Origin of the sequence: Ralstonia edaphi (assembly GCF_958350185.1) — a bacterium.
Taxonomy (GTDB): Bacteria; Pseudomonadota; Gammaproteobacteria; order Burkholderiales; family Burkholderiaceae; genus Ralstonia; species Ralstonia edaphi.
Window position 1 is genome coordinate 118,480 of the sequence record NZ_CATWHI010000002.1, and the last position, 18,658, is coordinate 137,137.

Here is an 18,658-nt window from a genome sequence, read left to right on the forward strand (position 1 = left end):
GTATCGATAATCGTCCAATACAGGTTTTGTCCTGTACGATAAATAGTCCTTATCGTTAAACGAGACCGCCATGGACCTGAAACAGCTGCGCTATTTCGTTGCCGTGGCGGAAGAACTGCACTTCGGGCGCGCAGCGCAACGGCTGTTCATCTCGCAGCCCGCGCTCAGTTTCGACATCCGGAAGTTCGAGGATCAACTGGGCGTGCAATTGCTCGCGCGCACCAACAAGAGCGTGGCGCTTACCAATGCCGGCCAGGTGTTACTGGACGAGGCTCGCAAGCTGTTGCAGCAAGCGGCGGAAGTCGAACGCATTACGCAGCGCTCGGCGCACGGGTTGGCGGGCCGGCTGCGCGTCGGCTTCGTCAACTCGATGCTGTACCGCGGCCTGCCGCGCGCGGTGGAACGCTTCGAGGCCGACCACCCGGCCGTGGAAATCATCCTGCGCGAAATGAACACCGGCGAGCAGGTTCAGGCCATCCAGCGTCAGCAGATCGACCTGGGCTGCGCATATTGGGGAACGTTTCCCGCCGAGGTCATTTCCACGCCGATCTTCTCGGAACCCTTCGTCGCCTGCCTGCCCACGGGCCACCCGCTGGCGCGTCGCAAGCGTCTGAAACTGGACGCGCTCGCGCAAGAGCCGTTCATCCTCTTCCCGCGCACGGTATCGCCGCACTATCACGACCTGATCATCGCGCTCTGCGTGGATGCTGGCTTCAGCCCGGTCATCCGCCACGAGGCACGGCTGTGGCAAACGGTGGTGACGATGGTGGGGTTCGGCATGGGCGTGGCGCTCGTCCCCAAGACGCTGCAACACGCCGGCGACGCGCGCGTCAGCTTTGTGCCGCTGGCCGGCGACAAAAAAGAATCGTCCGTGCTGTCATTGCGACGCACGGGCGATGCAGAGCCGGTCGCCAGCCGCTTTCTGGAATACCTCGAAGCCGCGGCGCAGGACAACCTGAGACCTTGATGGCCTCACTCACAAAGTCTTGCTGAGGAAGATCCGGCTCGTACCGGGCGGATCGCAGGGTACTTCTCCGAACCGCACCCAGCCGTTGCGTTCGTAAAACTGCGGGGCCTGAAAGCTGATCGTATAGACCACCGCCGAGCGACAACCGCGGCGGCGCCCTTCTTCTTCGAACCTGCGCAACACCTCGGTGCCGATGCCCATGCCGCGCAACGTCTCGGGCAGATGGAACAGGTCAAGAAACAACATCCCCAGCGATGTCCGCCCGCTCGCGCCGCCGACCACGTCTCCGCTCTGAGGGTCGCGAACAAGGACTGCCAACGGTTGGCGATCGCCGTAGCCGACGTGCTGATCGTTGAAGCGGTTCAGACCATTGCCGATGATCTGGATCGATTCGTCATCCGCCGCGTCGGTGACGATGATTTCCGGAGGCTGCATGCGAACCTTATTGCCTCTATTGCGTTCGGGCCGGCAGAACAGAAGGCGTTGTCTGTGCCGGCCGCATGTGCGGCATCATGTTTGTATTCAGGTGGTACATCACCCAAAGCGAACCGCTGAGCGTGATGACCACCAGCACCAGCGTGAACATCAGCGACAGCATGTTCCAGCCGCCTTCGGACTTGGCGTTCATGTGCAGGAAAAAAATCATGTGCACCACGATCTGCACCGCGCCGATGAGCAGGATCGCTACCGCCGTAGCCGACGACCTGTCGAACACGTTGGCCATCACCAGCCAGAACGGTATCGCCGTCAGGAAGACCGACAGCACGAACCCCGTCAGGTAACCGCCCAGCGTGGCGTGCGGTCCCATCTCTTCTTCGTGGTGATGGCCATCGTGGCCATGACCGTGTCCGTTCATCGTTTGATCTTGCGCGCTCATGGCAGCGTTCCCATCAGGTAGACGAAGGTAAAGACGCCGATCCAGACAACGTCCAGAAAGTGCCAGAACATCGACAGGCACATCAGCCGGCGCTTGTTGGCGGTGATCAGCCCGTACTTTGATACCTGCACCATCAGCACGATCAGCCAGATCAGGCCAAAGGTCACGTGCAGCCCGTGCGTGCCGACCAGTGAGAAGAACGAAGTCAGGAACGCGCTGCGCGTCGGCCCCGCACCCTCGTGAATCAGGTGCGCGAATTCATAGAGTTCCACTGACAGAAACGCCGCGCCGAACACCCACGTGATAGCCAGCCAGATCTGCATGGCCGGGACCTTGTTCTGCTGCATCTGCAGCATTGCAAAGCCGTATGTGATGGACGACAGCAACAGGAACGACGTGTTGAGCGCCACCAGCGGCAATTCGAACAGCTCCGCCCCGGTGGGCCCGCCTGCGTATTCGCGGCCCAGCACGCCATAGGCGGCAAACAGGCACGCGAAGATCAGGCAGTCGCTCATCAGGTACAGCCAGAACCCGAGCAGCGTGCCGTTTGGCACGTGCGGTTCTTCGGTGACGTGGAACTGGTAGCCGCCCGGTGGGACGTCATCCACCGTGGTGGTACCCGAGGGGCCGGTCACATGCAGGGATGCGGTCGTTTCAGCCATGGCCTGCCATCAGTTGGGTGCGCGATGCTTCCGTCCGGATCACCTCTTCTGCCGGAATGTAGTAATCGCGCTTGTAGTTGAAGGTGTGAATGATCGCCCCGATGATCGTGGCCGCGAAGGATGCAATGGCCAGCCACCAGATGTGCCAGATCAGCGCAAAGCCGCACACCGTGGAGAACCCCGCCAGCACGATGCCGGCAGCGGTGCCCTTTGGCATGTGGATCGGCCTGAAGCCTTCCTGCGGACGCCGATAGCCGTACTGCTTCATCTGCCACCAGGCGTCGGCGTCATGTACGAGCGGTGTGATCGCGAAGTTGTACTGCGGCGGCGGAGACGACGTCGACCACTCCAGCGTGCGGCCGTTCCAGGGGTCACCTGTCGTGTCGCGCAGTTCTTCACGGCGCACGAAGCTCACCACAAGCTGGATCAGGAAACACGCAATGCCGATGGCAATCAGCAGAGCACCGAGCGCTGCCAGTTGGAACCATATCTGCAACGACGCATCGTCGAAATGGTTCATGCGCCGCGTTACACCAAGCATCCCGAGCCAGTACAGCGGCATGAAGGCAACGTAGAAACCGACAAACCAGAACCAGAACGACGCCTTGCCCCACGACGAGACGAGCCGGTAGCCGAACGCCTTGGGAAACCAGTACGTAATGCCGGCCATGAGGCCGAACAGCACACCGCCGATGATCACGTTATGAAAATGCGCGATCAGGAAGAGGCTGTTGTGCAGCGAAAAGTCTGCGGGTGGCACCGCCAACAGCACGCCAGTCATGCCCCCAATGACGAACGTCACCATGAACCCGATCGTCCACAGCATGGGAGGCTCGAAGCGAATCTTGCCGTGGTACATCGTGAACAACCAATTGAAGATCTTGGCCCCGGTCGGGATCGAGATGATCATCGTCGTGATCCCGAAGAACGAGTTGACGCTCGCACCCGACCCCATGGTGAAGAAGTGATGGAGCCAGACCAGATACGACAGCACCGTGATCACGACGGTCGCATAGACCATCGACGCGTAGCCGAACAGGCGCTTGCGCGAATACGTGGCAACCACTTCGGAGAAGATGCCGAACGCCGGCAGCACCAGGATGTAGACCTCGGGGTGGCCCCAGATCCAGATGAGGTTCACATACATCATTGCGCTGCCGCCCAGTTCAACCGTAAAGAAATGGGTGCCGACATAGCGGTCCAGCGCCAGCAGCGTCACGGCAGCCGTGAGCACCGGAAACGCTGCAACGATCAGCGCGTTGGTGCACAGCGCTGTCCACGTGAAGATCGGCATGCGCATGAGCGTCATGCCCGGGGCGCGCATCTTGACGATGGTGACAAGCAGGTTGATGCCTGATAGCACGGTGCCGACTCCCGCTATCTGCAACGCCCATATGTAGTAATCGACGCCCACATCGGGGCTGGCAAGGATGCCTGACAGCGGCGGATAGGCCAGCCAGCCGGTGCGCGCGAATTCGCCCACGAACAGCGACATCATCACCAGGACGGCGCCGCCCGTGGTCATCCAGAAACTGAAGTTGTTGAGAAACGGGAACGCCACGTCGCGTGCACCGATCTGCAGCGGCATGACAAAGTTCATGAGCCCCGTCACCAAGGGCATGGCGACGAAGAAGATCATGATCACGCCGTGCGCGGTGAAGATCTGGTCGTAGTGGTGCGGCGGCAGGTAGCCAAGGTTGTCGCCAAAGGCCACTGCCTGCTGTATCCGCATCATGACGGCATCGGCAAAGCCGCGCAGCAGCATCACGATGCCCAGCACGACGTACATGATGCCGATCTTCTTGTGGTCGATACTGGTGAACCACTCACGCCAGAGGTAGCCCCAGACGCGGAAGTACGTCAGCGCGCCGACCAGCACAAGACCGCCCAGGGCGACGACCGCGAAGGTGGCGAGCAGGATCGGCTCGTGATACGGAATGGCCTCCCACGTCAGGCGGCCAAAGATCATGTTGGCGAGTTCGGAACGCTCGGGCATGGATGTCACCTGGGCCTGTATTGACCAATTCTGGCCGATCAATGTTGGCGAAAAACGTCAAAGGGACTGAAAGAGTTGAGAAGCTGAAAGGGCGGAAACGACCACCGCCCCGCACTACCGCAACAGCCTTCGACCGTCGTTGACGGCCGCATCCGGTGCAAACATCGGCATGGCGTCGGCCGTATTGCTGGCGGTGCAGATTTCCGCCGACGGGTCGAAGCGCCTCACGTTGCGGTTGCTCGCCATGGTGTCCGCCAGGCAGGCCTGGCCATCCACACAGCGGTTCAGGATGCGGTCATAGAGGTCCGGCGCCACGCTGGCGTAACGCTGCACCGGTTCGCTCTCGCTCGGCTTGGCGAGCTTCAGGTAGGTGTCCTTTGACAGCGACGTGCCCGACGACTTGACCTGCTGGACCCACCGGTCGAACTCTTCGTTCGACAGGCCATGGAACTTGAACCGCATGTGCGAGAAGCCCGCGCCGCTGTAGTTGGAAGAAAACCCGTCGTACACGCCGGGCCGGTTGATCACTGCATGAAGCTTCGTTTCCATGCCGGGCATCGCATAGACCATGCCTGCCAGTGACGGCACGAAGAACGCGTTCATGACCGTGGTGGCCGTGATCCGGAACGCAATGGGGCGATCGACCGGCGCGGCCAGTTCGTTGACCGTGGCAATGCCTTGCTCGGGATAGACGAACAGCCACTTCCAGTCCATTGCCACGACTTCGACGGTGAGCTGCTTGGTCTCGGCAGGCACCGGACGTTGCTGGTCCAGCCGCGTCAGCGGCCGATACGGATCAAGCTGATGGGTGCTGACCCAGGTGATGGCACCCAGCGTGATGATGATCAGGAGCGGCGCGGCCCAGATTGCAAGCTCCAGCACGGTGGAGTGGTCCCAGTCGGGGTTGTAGTGCGCGTTTTCTGCGCTCTCCCGATATCGCCACGCAAACAGCAGCGTGAGAAAGATCACGGGAACGATGATCAGCAACATCAAACATGTCGCGATGATGATCAAGTCCCGCTGTCGCACCGCCATGTCGCCAGCCGGCGACAACAGCACGGCGTGGCTACAACCTGTAAGGGTCACCAACAAGGCAATGGCTGCACCTCGCCAAAGCGGCCTTCCCGTAATTCCAAGGGGTGTCACTACTGCATTGAAGCGTGGCATGGGTCTCGGAAGTGGCGTTTGGTTAACGTCGCGCTGGGATGGCCCAACGATCTTTCGACTTGTCGTTGCAGTTTAGGCGCTATTCTGGTCTTGTGATGACGGACTTTTTGATCGCCGTACGATATCCCCTCCCCCGAATCCCGATGGAGACTCCACGATGGCAAGTCTGACCCACCAGCATCGCGCGTCGCCCACTGCACCTCCTGCACCAGGACACCATGAAGTTGCACCGGCCGAGATCGCCACAGGCGTGGTGATCGGGCGAGCGTCGGAGTACTTCGACTTTTTCGTCTACGGCATTGCTTCGGTGCTGGTCTTCCCTACGGTCTACTTTCCGTTTGCCAGTGAACTGGCGGGGCTGCTCTTCAGCTTCACCGTCTTCTCCTTTGCCTTTATCGGGCGGCCATTCGGCACGGCGCTGTTCATGCGCATCCAGCGCCGCTGGGGGCGCAGCACGAAGCTGACAGCGTCGTTGTTCCTGCTCGGCACGGCCACGGTGGGTATCGCGTTCCTGCCGTCGTACGCATCGATCGGCCATTCGGCAATCTACTTGCTGGCGCTCTTCCGCTTCATGCAGGGCATCGCGTTTGGCGGTTCGTGGGATGGCCTGCCGTCTTTGTTGGCCCTGAACTCGCCTGAAAACAAGCGCGGCTGGTACGCCATGGTCGGGCAGTTGGGCGCCCCGACGGGTTTCATCATCGCCGGGGCGCTGTTCCTGTTCCTCTATACCAGCCTGACGTTTCAGGAATTCATCGACTGGGGCTGGCGTTACCCGTTCTACGTCGCCTTCGCCATCAACGTGGTGGCGCTCTTTGCGCGGCTGCGGCTGGTGGTCACGCACGAATACACGCAGTTGCTCGAGGAAGAACAGCTGGAACCGATCAGCACCCTGCAGATGGTGAACGCGCAAGGGTTCAACATCTTCCTCGGCGCCTTTGCCGCGCTGGCCAGCTATGCGCTGTTCCACCTCGTCACCGTGTTTCCGCTGTCATGGGTGTCGCTGCGCAAGACGCAAAGCGTGCCTGCCGTGTTGATCGTGCAGATCATCGGCGCCGCAATTGCATTTGTGGGCACGCTGGTCTCCGGCCTGATTGCCGACCGTTTCGGCCGACGCACCACATTGGCGGCCATGGCCGTGCTGATCGGCATCTTCAGCCTGGCCGCGCCGTGGCTGCTCGATGGCGGGGTTGCGGGCCAGGACGCTTTCATCCTGATCGGCTTCGGTCTGCTGGGGTTGTCTTACGGGCAAGCGGCAGGCGTGGTGACGTCCAACTTCGAGAGCCGATTCCGCTATACCGGCGCCGCGTTGACGACCGATTTCGGCTGGCTGTTCGGTGCGGCATTCGCGCCGCTCGTGGCGCTCGGTTTGTCGTCGCTGTTCGGGCTCGGAGCGGTGAGCCTGTACCTGCTGTCCGGTGTCGTCGGGACGCTCGTGGCGCTGAGGATCAATAAGGCGCTCGGAACGCCAGACTCGTAGACTCACCACCCAGGAACCCGCATGACCGTCAAACGTATGGACAACGTGGGCATCGTTGTCGCCGACATCGATGCTGCCGTTGCGTTTTTTACCGAACTCGGCCTCGAACTCGAAGGGCGCGCCCCAATCGAGGGGGACTGGGCGGATGGCGTCACGGGGTTGCCCGGCATGCGCGTTGAAATAGCCATGATGCGCACGCCGGACGGTCATGGCCGGCTTGAGCTTTCCCGCTTTCTGGCCCCGCCCGTAGTCGCCGATCACCGCGTCGCGCCGGTCAACGCGCTCGGTTACCTGCGGATCATGTTCACCGTCGAGGACATCGACGATACGCTCGCCCGGCTCAGTAAACGCGGCGCCGCCCTGGTCGGCGACGTCGTGCAATACGGCGACGTGTATCGGTTGTGCTACATCAGGGGGCCAGAAGGAATTCTGCTCGGGCTCGCCGAAGAACTGCGCAAGTAGCATTCACGGGCCAAACGGTTCCACTTTGCACCTCGCGCGAGCAAGCTAAGTCGTTGGCGAACGCGCGGTCGCTACACACCTCAGCAACTCCTTAGGCACGCGAACTGCTAGTCAATCCGCAGTGCGCACGAGCGCCTTTTCAAAGGAGCAGACCATGAACAAGGACCAAGTGAAAGGTACTGTCGAGAAGATGAAGGGCAAGGTCAACGAGGCCATGGGCAAGGCGACGAACAACCCCGCACGTGAGCTGAAGGGTGACCTCCAGCAAGCCGGCGGCCAAGCGCGCAAGGACGCTGGCGACGTCAAGGAAGCAGCGAAGGACATCGCGAAGAAGTCCCGCTAAGGGCCTTGCGTTATGGGCACAGCCTCCTGGCGCCGATGCTCATGACCCAGAAAAAAAAGGGCGACCAACCGGTCGCCTTTTTTTACACGCACAGCAGAGCAGATAGGTCGCCGATGCACGATGCAACCGCCCCGGTCGCGCTCAAAAAACAGTCTGCCCGATGGCCAGGAGATTGCCTTCGCTGTCTCGAAACCAGGCTCCCTTTTCTGCCGCCCCCGCCTTGGAGGGGTAATTTCCTTCAATACGTGCAATGCCGTTCACGGTCTTGAGGCCAGGAAAGTCGTATTCCTCAAACGCGACGCCTCGCTGTCTCAGTTCTCGGACGGTCGCCTCGATGTCATGCACCTCCCAACCCATTTGCGTATGGGCACCAGAAGCTGTTCCGGCTGACTGGAACAACGTGAAATAGCCGTTCCCGCACTTGTAACGCAGGCCACCGGGCCGCTCTTCAATTGGCTCGAGCCCCAGCTTTGACGAATAGAACTGCCGGGCGCGTGCGAGGTCCTGCGCTGGAATCCGAGTTGATACGTCGCAGTCTTTGAGCATGGAATATCTCCGAACAATGCCGAGCGGGCGCCGTGTTCAGGCCGCCCGAGAACCTTCAGCAAAGTGTGCTCCCAGACGTCGGTGCGGATTGCTGGAGAACTGTCGGCGTCTGCAAGCCCGCCTCCGTCCTCGACGACTGAGCGCAGGCAAGCCGCGCGTAAAACCGGATGCGGGAGAACGGCTGGATTTTCAATAAATTGAAAATCTAAGCCATTGATCTTCAAGGGAGTTTTGGTGCGAGGGAGGGGACTCGAACCCCTACACCATTGCTGGCGTCAGGACCTAAACCTGGTGCGTCTACCAATTTCGCCACCCTCGCCGGATGGATCGCGGCGCCCCTGAGCAGGGGCGCCGGAAAGGAAGCCCGCGATTATATCGCAGTCGTTCGGGGGTTTCCATCCCCTGCGCTATTTGGCGTGGTATAGGAGTTCGAGTCGCCTCCCTCGCACCGGCTGCCCGAGCGCAAGCGTCAGACCGTCGGGGCGGCCGCTTGGGCGTCGGGCCGCTTGACGCGGAACCACGCCGCATACAGCGCCGGCAGGAACAACAGCGTCAGCACCGTGGCGATGATCAGGCCACCCATGATGGCGGCGGCCATCGGCCCCCAGAACACGCTGCGCGACAGCGGAATCATTGCCAGCACCGCCGCCGCCGCGGTCAGGATGATCGGCCGGAAGCGACGCACGGCTGCCTCCACGATGGCGTTCCACGTCGGCACGCCAGCCGCGACATCCTGCTCGATCTGGTCCACCAGAATGACCGAGTTGCGGATGATCATCCCGATCAGCGCGGTAATGCCGAGTTGCGCAACGAAGCCCATCGGCGCGCGCAGCAGCAGCAACGTGGCTGCCGCCCCAATCAGCCCCAGCGGCCCCGTCAGGAACACCATCACCGAACGCGAGAAGCTGTGCAGCTGCAGCATCAGCAGCGTGAAGATGATGAAAATGCACAGCGGCATCTGCGCGGCAATCGACGCCCCGGCGTTGGCACTTTCCTCTTCTGCGCCGGCAATCTTGATCTGATAGTCCGGCGGCAAATCAGCCCGAATCTTGTCCAGCAGCGGGTTGATCTGCGCGGTCACGGTCGGGCCTTGTACACCGTCCACCACGTCGGATTGCACGGTGATGCCGTAGTCGCGGTTCTCGCGCCAGATCACGCCGGGTTCCCACGCAAAACCAACTCGCGCTACCTGGGTCAGGGGCACCGTGCGGCCACTGCTGGTCGGGACTTGCACGCGCTGCAGAGCGTCGAGCGTGTTGCGCTCGTCCTCCTGGGGCCGCATCACGATGTCGAGCAGCTTGTCGCCGTCGCGGTATTGGGCGATGGGCGCGCCGGACATCACCGTCTGCGTGACCTGCGAGATGGAACCGGTCGACACGCCGAGCGCGCGCGCCTTGTCCTGGTCGATGTCCAGGCGCAGCACCTTGACGTTCTCGTTCCAGTTGTCGTTCACGCCAACGGTGTTCGGATTGGCGCTCATGATGGCCTTGACCTGACCGGCAATCTTGCGCACCCCGCCAATGTCCGGGCCCATCACGCGGAACTGCACCGGATACGGCACCGGCGGACCATTCGGCAGCAGCTTGACGCGGCCGCGCAGATGCGGGAATTGCGACTTGAGCAGCCCGATGACGTGTTGCCGCACACCCTCGCGTGCCTCCAGCGAAGTGGGCATCACGATGGCCTGCGCCACGTTCGTCTGCGGAAGAATCTGGTCCAGCGGCAGGTAGAAGCGCGGCGCGCCGGAGCCGATAAACAGCGTCACGCTGTCAACGTTCTGCTCCTTGCGCATCAGCGCTTCAAAGCGTTTGGCTTCGGCTTCGGTCTGGTTGAAGCTGGAGCCCTCCGGCAGCCACAGCTCCACCATCAGTTCCGGTCGGCTCGAATCGGGGAAGAACTGCTTCTCGACATACTTGAAGCCAAACACGCCCAGCCCGAACGCCACTAGCGTGATGACGATCACCGTCTTGCGGTACTCCACGCACCAGTTCACCCAGCCGCGGAAGCGGTTGTAGAACGGCGTGTCGAACAGCTCGTGGTGCCCGCCGCCCTCCACATGCGATTTCGTCCGCAGCAGCAGGAAGCCCAGATACGGCACGAACACCACCGCCGCAAACCACGAAAGCACCAGCGCCAGCGCCGTCACCGCGAAAATGCCGAACGTGTATTCACCCACCGTCGACCGCGCCAGCCCCACCGGCAGGAAACCCGTGGCGGTGATCAGCGTGCCGGTCAGCATCGGCATGGCGGTCGACGTGTACGCGAAGGTGGCCGCCTCCATCTTGGAGAAGCCCTCTTCCAGCTTGCGCACCATCATTTCGACCGCGATGATCGCGTCGTCTACCAGCAGGCCCAAGGCGATGATCAGCGCACCGAGCGAAATCTTGTGCAGGCCGATATCAAAGATGTTCATGAACAGGAACGTCACCGCCAGCACCAGCGGGATCGTCAGGCCCACCACCAGGCCCGGCCACACGTCAATGCGCAACTTCGGCTTGGTGTGCAGACCCAGCGAAAGAAAACTCACGCCCAGCACGATCACCACCGCCTCGATCAGCACATGCACGAATTCGCCCACGGAGCTCTGCACCGATTTCGGCTGGTTCTGCACCTGCTCCATCTCAACGCCCACGGGCAGCTTCGCGCGGATCTTGTCGACCGTCGCGCGCAAGTCCTTGCCAAGCTGGATGATGTCGCCGCCCTTGGTCATCGAGATGCCCAGGCCGATCACCTCCTTGCCGTTGAAGCGCATCTTGGCGTGCGGCGGATCCACGTAGCCGTGCTTGACCGTGGCGATATCGCCCAGGCGGATGTTCGTCGTGCCGCCTGGGCCGCGCAGCGTCAGGTTTTCCAGATCGCGGATGTCCGAGAACTGGCCTGAGAGGCGAATCTGCACGTTGTCGGTCGGGGTGACCAGCACACCGCTGGGGCCGATGTTGTTCTGCTGGCTGATCTGCGTGGCGATGCTGTTGATATCGAGCCCCATCTGCGCCAGCTTGGCCTGCTGGAACTCGATGTAGATCTTTTCGTCCTGGTCGCCCAGCAGCTCGACCTTGGCGACATTGGGTACGCGCAGCAATTGCTGGCGGATCGCGTCGGCGTAGTCGTTGAGCTGGCGGTATGTAAAGCCATCGGCTGACAACGCATAGATCGAGCCATACACGTCGCCGAAATCGTCGTTGAAGTATGGTCCGCGCACACCCTGAGGCAGCGTGGGCGCGATATCGCCCACCTTCTTGCGCACGGTGTACCAGAGCTGCTGCGTTTCCTTGGCGGGCGACGTGTCGGCCAGTTGGAAGGTCACGAGCGTTTCGCCGGGCTTGGAGTAGCTGCGGATCTTCCAGGCGTAAGGCACTTCCTGCAGCGCCTTCTCGATCTTGTCGGTCACCTGGCGCGACATCTGCTCGGCCGTGGCGCCGGGCCAGAAGGCCTGCACGACCATCGCGCGGAAGGTGAAGGGCGGATCTTCATCCTGCCCCAGCTTGGAATACGCAAAGATGCCGCCGAGCAACAGCGCCACCAGCAAGAAGCGCGTGAGCGGCTGATGTTCAAGCGCCCAGCGTGACAGGTTGAAGCGGGAATGTTCCATACGCGCGAAGGTTGGCGTGTTGGGGCGGAAGCCGGATGCGGCTTACCGGCGCGGCGTGATGGCGGACTGCGCCGACGGCTGATCGGCCGGTGCCATCGGCATCACCTTCTGGCCGGCCTTGAGCAGGTGCACGCCAGCGGTCACGATGGTCTGGCCGGGGTGAAGCCCGCTCGTCACCAGCAACACGTTGTCGCGCGGCGCGCCCACCGTCACCGGCACCGGTTTGACCGTTTGCGATGCGGCGTCGTACAGCCACACCACGTTCTTGCCTTGATCCTGCAGCAGCGCGCTGATCGGCACGCGTACGCCCATGCCGCCGCTGTCCGCGCCACCGCCGGGCCGCACGAACGTGGCCACTGCCGTCATCCCGAGCCTCAATTCAGGCGGCGGATTCGGTACTGAAATCTTTACGGTGTACGTGCGCGTGAGCGGGTCGGCCGCAGGTGCAATCTCACGTACCTTGGCCGGAATGCTGCGCGACTGATCGGCCCACAACTTGACGCTCACTTCGGGCGATTTGCGCAGCGTATCGACCTGATCCTCGGGAATGCCGACCACGACTTCCTTCTCTGCCGTCTGCGCCACGCGCACGACCGGCTGGCCGGCCGACACCACCTGCCCGACCTCGGCATCGACGCCCGTCACCACGCCATCGGCGTCGGCTTCCAGCGTGGCATATCCGGCTTGATTCACCTGGTTGCGATAACCGGCTCCGGCTTGCTCGTAGCGGGCTTGTGCGGCGTCAAAGTTGGCTTGATGGCGTTGCTGCTCGGCCGCGCTGATGAAACCCTTGGCGAACAGTTCGGAATAGCGTTTGAGATCCGCCGCGGCCAGATCGCGGTCGGTCTTGGCGGCGGACAACTGAGCCTGGGACGATTGCTGAGCGAGGGCAAGATCGGTCGGGTCCAGCCGTGCGAGCACCTGGCCTTTCTTGACGGTGGCGCCCACGTCCACCAAGCGGGCGATGATTTTGCCCGGCACACGGAAGCCCAGGCGCGATTCAATGCGTGGGCGTACGTCGCCTGAGAACTCCGCCGTGCCGGCGCCCTGCTCGCTGGTGACGGTCATGGTGCGCACGGGGCGCACTTCGGGCGCCTTGGGCGCCTCCTTGCTGCATCCGGCCAGCAGCGCCGCGCCGATCAACAAGGCGGCCGATGTCGTCATCGGCAATGAACGCCTGCGCGGCCGAGACCGCGTGTCGGAGAAACCGGTGAAGTCGGAATGCGGGTACGGCAAACGCAACGCTGGCATGACACGCTCTCAGTAAATAACTGACCGGTCAGTAATATACCCACGGCAATGCGCAGGGTCAACGACACGGCCGCGTCTGATTGACTTTTCTTGGTAGCTGTTCAAGCAAGGCTTTGCGGCATGCTGCGCTGCAACGCGCTGTAGAATGGCCGCCCTGCTTCAAACCTCACCACGACGGCCCTTTCCGTGACCCCCGACGATTACTGCGCCGACAAGGCCGCCCCGCCCGGCAGCGACGTGTACTACAGCGTATTGTTTCTGGCACCCGAACGCCGCCGCGCGACCATCGCCCTGGAAGCCGTGCGCCGTGAGCTGGAAGACGCCGTGCGCGATGCGAGCGATCCGGCGGTCGTGCAATCGAAGCTGCAGTGGTGGCGACAAGAACTGGCGCGGCTGTTTGACGGCCGCCCCGAGCACCCGGCGGCCAAGGCATTGCAGCCGCACCTGGTCCGCTACGACATCGGCGCGGTGCATCTGGGCGAATTGCTGGCCGGCGTCGAGGCCGATGCCATGCAGAACCGCTATCTGGATTGGCCCAACCTGCGCCGCCACGGCGATCAAGTGGCTGGCGTGGCAGGTCGGCTAACGGCCCGCATTGCCGGACAGACGCATGCACGCACGCTGGAATTCGCACGGCTGATGGCGCTGGCCGAGCAGCTCGTGCATTTCGTCCGGAACCTGGGCGAAGACGTGCGCCATAACCGCGTCTACATCCCCGTCGACGAACTGCAGCGCTTCAACGTACCGGCTGCCGATCTGTTCAACCGCCGGTATGCCGAGGGCTTCAAGCCGTTGATGGCATTTCAGGCCGAGCGCGCCCGCGCAACGTACAAGGAAGCACTGGCCGCGCTGCCGGCAGAAGATCGCCGCGCCCAGCGCTCAGCGCTGATTCGCGGCGTGCTGGCCATGCGCCTGCTCGACGAAGTGGAAGCGGACGGCTTTCAGGTGCTCACGCAGCGCACGGACCTGACGCCGCTGCGCAAGCTGTGGCTGGCCTGGAAGACGCAGATCCGCGGTTGATCAGGCCTTGATGAGATCGAGCGGCGCAAACCGCCCCGCCAGCACCGGCTGCGAATCCATTCCCCACCAGCGCTCCAGCACCGTGGCATAAAGCGAGCGGAAATCGACCGACGGGTCGAGATTGCCGCCGCCGTCCAGCCGTTCAAGCACCGGCCCATGACCGGCCAGCCCGCCTTTCACGCGGCCGCCGGCCACGAAATGCGCGGCCGCCGTGCCGTGGTCCGTACCGCTGTTCAGGTTTTCGCGCGGGCGGCGACCAAACTCCGAGTACGTGACGATCAGCGTGTCGTTCCAACGGCCCAACTCGGTCAACGCGCTCTTCAGCGAAGCGATGCCGTCGCCCAACTGCCGCAGCAGGTTCGCCTGCGTGCCTTGCTGATTGGTATGGGTATCGAAGCTACCCAGCGACAAGCACACCACGGCGACGTCCGCACCGCCATGGCCCGGCGCTGCCACCACCTGCATCGCCGCCTTGATCGAGTTGCCGAACCCGCCGTCAGGAAAGCGCGTCTGGAACGCAAACTTGCCGGATTTCGGGCGCAGTCCGTCGGCCGCCTTGACGATGTCCGCCTCCACCTTCAACACATGCGCGAGCGTGGCGTTGCCCATTGCGTGCGAAGGCATCGCCAGCTTGGCTTCGTTGAGGAACGCGTCGGGATTGGCCAGCGCGACCGCACGTGCACCGCCGTCGAGCGGGCCCAGGTCGGCACTGCCGATAATCACGCCATCGGCGCCGAACGATGCCGGCACCGGCTGCGCGGCAAACGCACGCGTCAGCCAGCCTTCGCGCAAGTATTGGTCGGAACGCGAGGCCGTATCCCAGATCTCGATCGAGCGGAAGTGCGAAAGATTCGGCTGCGGATACGACAACCCCTGCACCACCGACAATTCCCCCGCCTGCCACAGCGGCATCATCGCCTGCAAAGACGGATGCAGCCCGTAGCGGTCATCCAGCTGCAGCACCTGCTCCCGCTTGATGGCGATGCGCGGGCGCAGCGCGTAATACTGCGCGCTCGTGTACGGCACCACGGTGTTCAGCCCGTCATTGCCGCCCTTCAATTCGATGAGGATGAGCAGGTTGCCGTAGCCCTTGCGCTTGTCCTGCCCTTGCGCAAAAACAATCCCCGGGAGCCCGGATGCGGCGCCGCCCATGCCGAGCACGGCGCCTGCCTTCAGAAAATCGCGACGTTCCATGATGTGTGCTCCTGCGGCGGTGGCGTTACTTCAACTGGTAAGCCGGGTCCATCATCAGCGTGCGCAGGTACGCCGTACCGGCCAGCTTGACGGGAATCGGCGCGGTCGGCTCGATCGGCAACACGGCGCGCTGGATTGAAATGCGCGGCGCCAGCTGCGGTGGATCATCGCCATCCGCGCCAAACTGTGCGAGCCACTTGGCCGAGTTGAACGACACCATCGTCTGCGACTGCGCCAGCTTGAAACGGCCCTCCTGCCCCATGCCTTTGAGCGCCTGGCCCAGACCCTGCACGGCGCCGCCCTGCTTCAGGTCTTCGCGCATGGCGGCCATCATCACGCCGGGCTTCTGTTGCTGGGCCTGCTGCTGGGCTGACGGCGCCTTCATCTCCGTCGAGCGGAACAGTTGATCGAGAAACTGCTTGCGCCCCAGCAGCGTGGTCGAGTTGATCCACGCATCGCCGCCCGGCCAGCCCTTCACGTTCGGCGGTGCCAGCAGGTTCTGCCCCAGCTGCGCAGACTTGATGGCAAATGGCGTGGGATCGGTGTATTGCACGTTGAACTGCTTGAGCGTGCCGACGATCATCTCCACCGGCGACTTCACCAGCGTCGCGTGCGATTGCGGCGCCCAGAACGCTGGCGTCAAGAACAGCCCTCGCAACGCCACCTTGATGTCGTAACCGCTTGCGCGGAACGCATCGGCCACGCGCTGCGCCTGTGCCGCATCCACGTCCGGCGAAACAAATTCGTGCCAAAGCTTGGTGACGATGAAATTGGCCGTCTCCGGGCGAGACAGCAGGATGTCGAGCATCTGGTCGCCGTCGTAATCGCCGCTCTGGCCAAACACCGTCTTCACGCCCGTGTCGTGAATCTGCGGCCGCCAGATGTAGGCGAAATCGTGCTCGCGATCGATACTCCAGCCCGTGTAGGTGCGCGCGGCTTCCTTGATGTCCTGCTCGGTGTAATGCCCCTCGCCGAGCGTGAACAGCTCCATCACTTCCCGCGCGAAATTCTCGTTTGGCTTGCCCTTGCGGCTCTCGGCACCGTCCAGATAAATCAGCATCGCCGGGTCTTTGCCGATGGCGTGCAGCATCGTGCCGAAGTTGCCGACTGCGTTCTGCCGCAGCAGCACGTTCTGCCGATACATCAATTGCGCGAACGGGACCTTCTGCGAGCTGGAAACGAAATGGTTGTGCCAGAACAGCGTCATGCGCTCTGTCAGGGGCGACGGCGTCTTGATCATCTCGCCCATCCACCAGGCGCGCAATTCCAGCTCGTGCGCGGCATTCTTCTGGCGCGCCGCCTTGCGGGCGTCTTCGTCGGGCAGTTTGTTGTAGGGGACGATCGGCTCGTTCACCCACGCTGGGGGCGCCTGCGTGGCAACGGTGCCTGCCTGCGCAAGGACGCGGTCGACGGCTTCGCGGTGCGTGAGCCCGGCGTAGGCATCGAGTTCGCTTTCGGAAGGCGCAAAGCCGACGCGGGTGAGGAAATAGCGCGCATCGTCGCGGTCCAGGCGCTGCTCGTCGGCGGCGGGCGCCTTGGCTTGCGCAGTGTGGCGATGCGGCTTGTTCTGCGTGGCCGCATGCGCGGTCTGCAGTGACAACGCGCCGGCCACTGCCAGCGCGAAGAAGATCGTGGTGCTACGGATTCGCATGTCGGTCCCCCGAAACGATCCTACTGCTTTGCCGGGGCAGCGACTCGTGCGCCTTTCCTCGGCCCCTATCTAGCCGCCACGGTGGTAGATATCTCGCGTGACGTCATAGATGTTCTGACGCAATTGCTTGCGTTCCTCGGGAGACAGCTTGCGTTGCCCAGACCCTCGATCGGCATTCTCTCCGCGGCGGTTTTCCATCGCGGCGGCGCGGCGGCTGCGTTCCTCGCCACCCCGACCGCGCGCCGGACCCTGCCCGCCCTTCTTTTCCTGCGCGCCGGCCTGCATTGCATGCCCGCCGCCGAAAAAGCCCCCGAAACCGCCAAAGCCACCGCGTTCACCGCGCGCGTGCGCCTGCGAGCCGGCCGCACAGAGGGCAAGAACACAGGTCAACAGCGCCGCGCGCCGCCGAAACATCACCGAGCGATTCGAAAGAGGAAGTTGAGAAGCCACGTCTTTGTTGCTGGAAACCGATGCGCCATGCATCATTGCGCGACAATCGATAACAGGCAACCGCATTGCACGCCAGTCCCCTCCGCGGGGGTCGACAGACCCCTGACCGTTGCGAGGAACTGCCACGGCAGTGTAGCTGCGCGTCCTACAGACTGTTCGCCTGACTCGGTAAATAATGTAACCGTCTGTTTCAATTGGGCTTTTACCGCCTTCTGTTGTCCATTGGGCCCATGTTTTTGTCGTTACCATTAGCGCCATGGAAAATTCCGGTCAAAAGATTCTCGTCGTCGACGACGACCCCCGCCTGCGCGATCTGCTGCGCCGCTACCTTGGCGAACAGGGCTTCACCGTGCTCGTGGCGGAAAACGCCACGGCCATGAACAAGCTCTGGTTGCGCGAGCGGTTCGACCTGCTCGTGCTGGACCTGATGATGCCGGGTGAAGACGGCTTGTCGATCTGCCGTCGCCTGCGCGGCGCAAACGATCAGACGCCGATCATCATGCTCACCGCCAAGGGCGAAGACGTCGACCGCATTGTCGGCCTCGAAATGGGCGCGGACGACTACCTCCCCAAGCCGTTCAACCCCCGCGAGCTGATCGCACGCATCCACGCCGTGCTGCGCCGCCGCGGCCCGGCCGAAATCCCGGGTGCGCCGTCGGAGACGCCCGAAACCTTCGCCTTTGGCGATTTCGTGCTCAACCTGGCCACGCGCACGCTCAAGAAAAACGACGAAGAGATCACGCTCACGACGGGCGAATTCTCCGTGCTCAAGGTGTTTGCACGCCATCCGCGCCAACCCCTATCGCGCGAGAAGCTGATGGAAATGGCGCGCGGCCGCGAATACGAAGTGTTCGACCGCAGCCTTGATGTGCAGATTTCGCGCCTGCGCAAGCTGATCGAACCCGACGCCAGCAACCCGCGCTTCATCCAGACCGTGTGGGGCCTGGGCTACGTGTTCATTCCCGACGGCGCGAAGTAAGCACCCGAGCAACCTTTCTTTTCCGCA

The 18,658-nt window shown here is 62.7% G+C and carries 17 protein-coding genes and 1 tRNA gene; 6 read left to right on the top strand and 12 right to left on the bottom strand.

The window, feature by feature from the left end:
• The first annotated feature begins 70 nt into the window (after nucleotides 1–70).
• The gene (locus R2669_RS05670) at nucleotides 71–967 is read left to right on the top strand and encodes a LysR family transcriptional regulator (protein WP_316873649.1); all 897 of its coding nucleotides are present in this window, start codon (nucleotides 71–73) and stop codon (nucleotides 965–967) included.
• Between the two features lie 9 nt (nucleotides 968–976).
• Here the strand turns inward: R2669_RS05670 and R2669_RS05675 are convergent, their stop codons facing one another.
• The 5 genes from R2669_RS05675 to cyoA all read right to left on the bottom strand — a co-directional run bounded on the left by R2669_RS05675 (nucleotide 977) and on the right by cyoA (nucleotide 5,669).
• Nucleotides 977–1,402, bottom strand: coding sequence for a GNAT family N-acetyltransferase (locus R2669_RS05675; RefSeq protein WP_316873648.1), 426 nt, complete (start codon nucleotides 1,400–1,402; stop codon nucleotides 977–979).
• Between the two features lie 16 nt (nucleotides 1,403–1,418).
• On the bottom strand, nucleotides 1,419–1,844 hold the full coding sequence (cyoD, locus tag R2669_RS05680; RefSeq protein ID WP_147215887.1) for a cytochrome o ubiquinol oxidase subunit IV: 426 nt from the start codon (nucleotides 1,842–1,844) through the stop codon (nucleotides 1,419–1,421).
• Nucleotides 1,841–2,506, bottom strand: coding sequence for a cytochrome o ubiquinol oxidase subunit III (gene cyoC, locus R2669_RS05685; protein WP_147215889.1), 666 nt, complete (start codon nucleotides 2,504–2,506; stop codon nucleotides 1,841–1,843). Before cyoC ends, cyoD begins: the two co-directional genes overlap by 4 nt.
• A complete protein-coding gene (cyoB, locus tag R2669_RS05690) occupies nucleotides 2,499–4,502 on the bottom strand; it encodes a cytochrome o ubiquinol oxidase subunit I (RefSeq protein ID WP_316899177.1) in 2,004 nt (667 codons plus the stop codon). Before cyoB ends, cyoC begins: the two co-directional genes overlap by 8 nt.
• Before the next feature lie 114 nt (nucleotides 4,503–4,616).
• Nucleotides 4,617–5,669, bottom strand: a complete 1,053-nt coding sequence (cyoA, locus tag R2669_RS05695; RefSeq protein ID WP_316889272.1) for a ubiquinol oxidase subunit II — start codon at nucleotides 5,667–5,669, stop codon at nucleotides 4,617–4,619.
• A 157-nt stretch (nucleotides 5,670–5,826) separates the two neighbouring features.
• On the opposite strand from cyoA, the gene R2669_RS05700 reads away from it, so the two are divergent.
• From R2669_RS05700 to R2669_RS05710, 3 genes are all read left to right on the top strand, one after another.
• Nucleotides 5,827–7,146 (top strand): MFS transporter, encoded by a 1,320-nt coding sequence (locus tag R2669_RS05700; RefSeq protein WP_147215528.1) that lies wholly within the window; start codon nucleotides 5,827–5,829, stop codon nucleotides 7,144–7,146.
• A gap of 21 nt (nucleotides 7,147–7,167) precedes the next feature.
• Nucleotides 7,168–7,608 carry a VOC family protein gene (locus R2669_RS05705; protein ID WP_316899179.1) on the top strand — a complete coding sequence of 147 codons (441 nt, stop codon included), beginning with the start codon at nucleotides 7,168–7,170 and terminating at the stop codon, nucleotides 7,606–7,608.
• A gap of 154 nt (nucleotides 7,609–7,762) precedes the next feature.
• The gene (locus R2669_RS05710) at nucleotides 7,763–7,951 is read left to right on the top strand and encodes a CsbD family protein (protein ID WP_232042898.1); all 189 of its coding nucleotides are present in this window, start codon (nucleotides 7,763–7,765) and stop codon (nucleotides 7,949–7,951) included.
• Nucleotides 7,952–8,092: 141 nt separating this feature from the next.
• Here the strand turns inward: R2669_RS05710 and R2669_RS05715 are convergent, their stop codons facing one another.
• The 4 genes from R2669_RS05715 to R2669_RS05730 all read right to left on the bottom strand — a co-directional run bounded on the left by R2669_RS05715 (nucleotide 8,093) and on the right by R2669_RS05730 (nucleotide 13,337).
• A complete protein-coding gene (locus R2669_RS05715) occupies nucleotides 8,093–8,497 on the bottom strand; it encodes a VOC family protein (RefSeq protein WP_316889274.1) in 405 nt (134 codons plus the stop codon).
• Nucleotides 8,498–8,729: 232 nt separating this feature from the next.
• Nucleotides 8,730–8,816 (bottom strand) — tRNA-Leu (locus R2669_RS05720).
• 150 nt (nucleotides 8,817–8,966) lie between these two features.
• Complete coding sequence (locus R2669_RS05725; RefSeq protein ID WP_316899181.1) at nucleotides 8,967–12,086, bottom strand: efflux RND transporter permease subunit; 3,120 nt, start codon at nucleotides 12,084–12,086, stop codon at nucleotides 8,967–8,969.
• 42 nt (nucleotides 12,087–12,128) lie between these two features.
• A complete protein-coding gene (locus R2669_RS05730; RefSeq protein ID WP_316899183.1) occupies nucleotides 12,129–13,337 on the bottom strand; it encodes an efflux RND transporter periplasmic adaptor subunit in 1,209 nt (402 codons plus the stop codon).
• Between the two features lie 186 nt (nucleotides 13,338–13,523).
• Here R2669_RS05730 and hpnD point away from each other — a divergent pair, with 186 nt between their 5' ends.
• Nucleotides 13,524–14,357: a presqualene diphosphate synthase HpnD gene (hpnD, locus tag R2669_RS05735; protein ID WP_316899186.1), complete on the top strand. Its 834-nt coding sequence runs from the start codon at nucleotides 13,524–13,526 to the stop codon at nucleotides 14,355–14,357.
• Here hpnD and R2669_RS05740 read toward each other — a convergent pair whose 3' ends face one another.
• The 3 genes from R2669_RS05740 to R2669_RS05750 form a co-directional block, all read right to left on the bottom strand.
• Nucleotides 14,358–15,551 carry a DUF1501 domain-containing protein gene (locus R2669_RS05740; protein WP_316899188.1) on the bottom strand — a complete coding sequence of 398 codons (1,194 nt, stop codon included), beginning with the start codon at nucleotides 15,549–15,551 and terminating at the stop codon, nucleotides 14,358–14,360.
• A 25-nt stretch (nucleotides 15,552–15,576) separates the two neighbouring features.
• On the bottom strand, nucleotides 15,577–17,202 hold the full coding sequence (locus R2669_RS05745; protein WP_316899190.1) for a DUF1800 domain-containing protein: 1,626 nt from the start codon (nucleotides 17,200–17,202) through the stop codon (nucleotides 15,577–15,579).
• Between the two features lie 69 nt (nucleotides 17,203–17,271).
• Nucleotides 17,272–17,718: a hypothetical protein gene (locus tag R2669_RS05750; protein ID WP_147215999.1), complete on the bottom strand. Its 447-nt coding sequence runs from the start codon at nucleotides 17,716–17,718 to the stop codon at nucleotides 17,272–17,274.
• 190 nt (nucleotides 17,719–17,908) lie between these two features.
• Between R2669_RS05750 and ompR the strand changes: the two genes are divergently transcribed.
• Entirely contained in the window at nucleotides 17,909–18,631 is a 723-nt protein-coding gene (gene ompR, locus R2669_RS05755) for an osmolarity response regulator transcription factor OmpR (RefSeq protein WP_004627064.1), read from the top strand.
• Nucleotides 18,632–18,658: the final 27 nt, after the last annotated feature.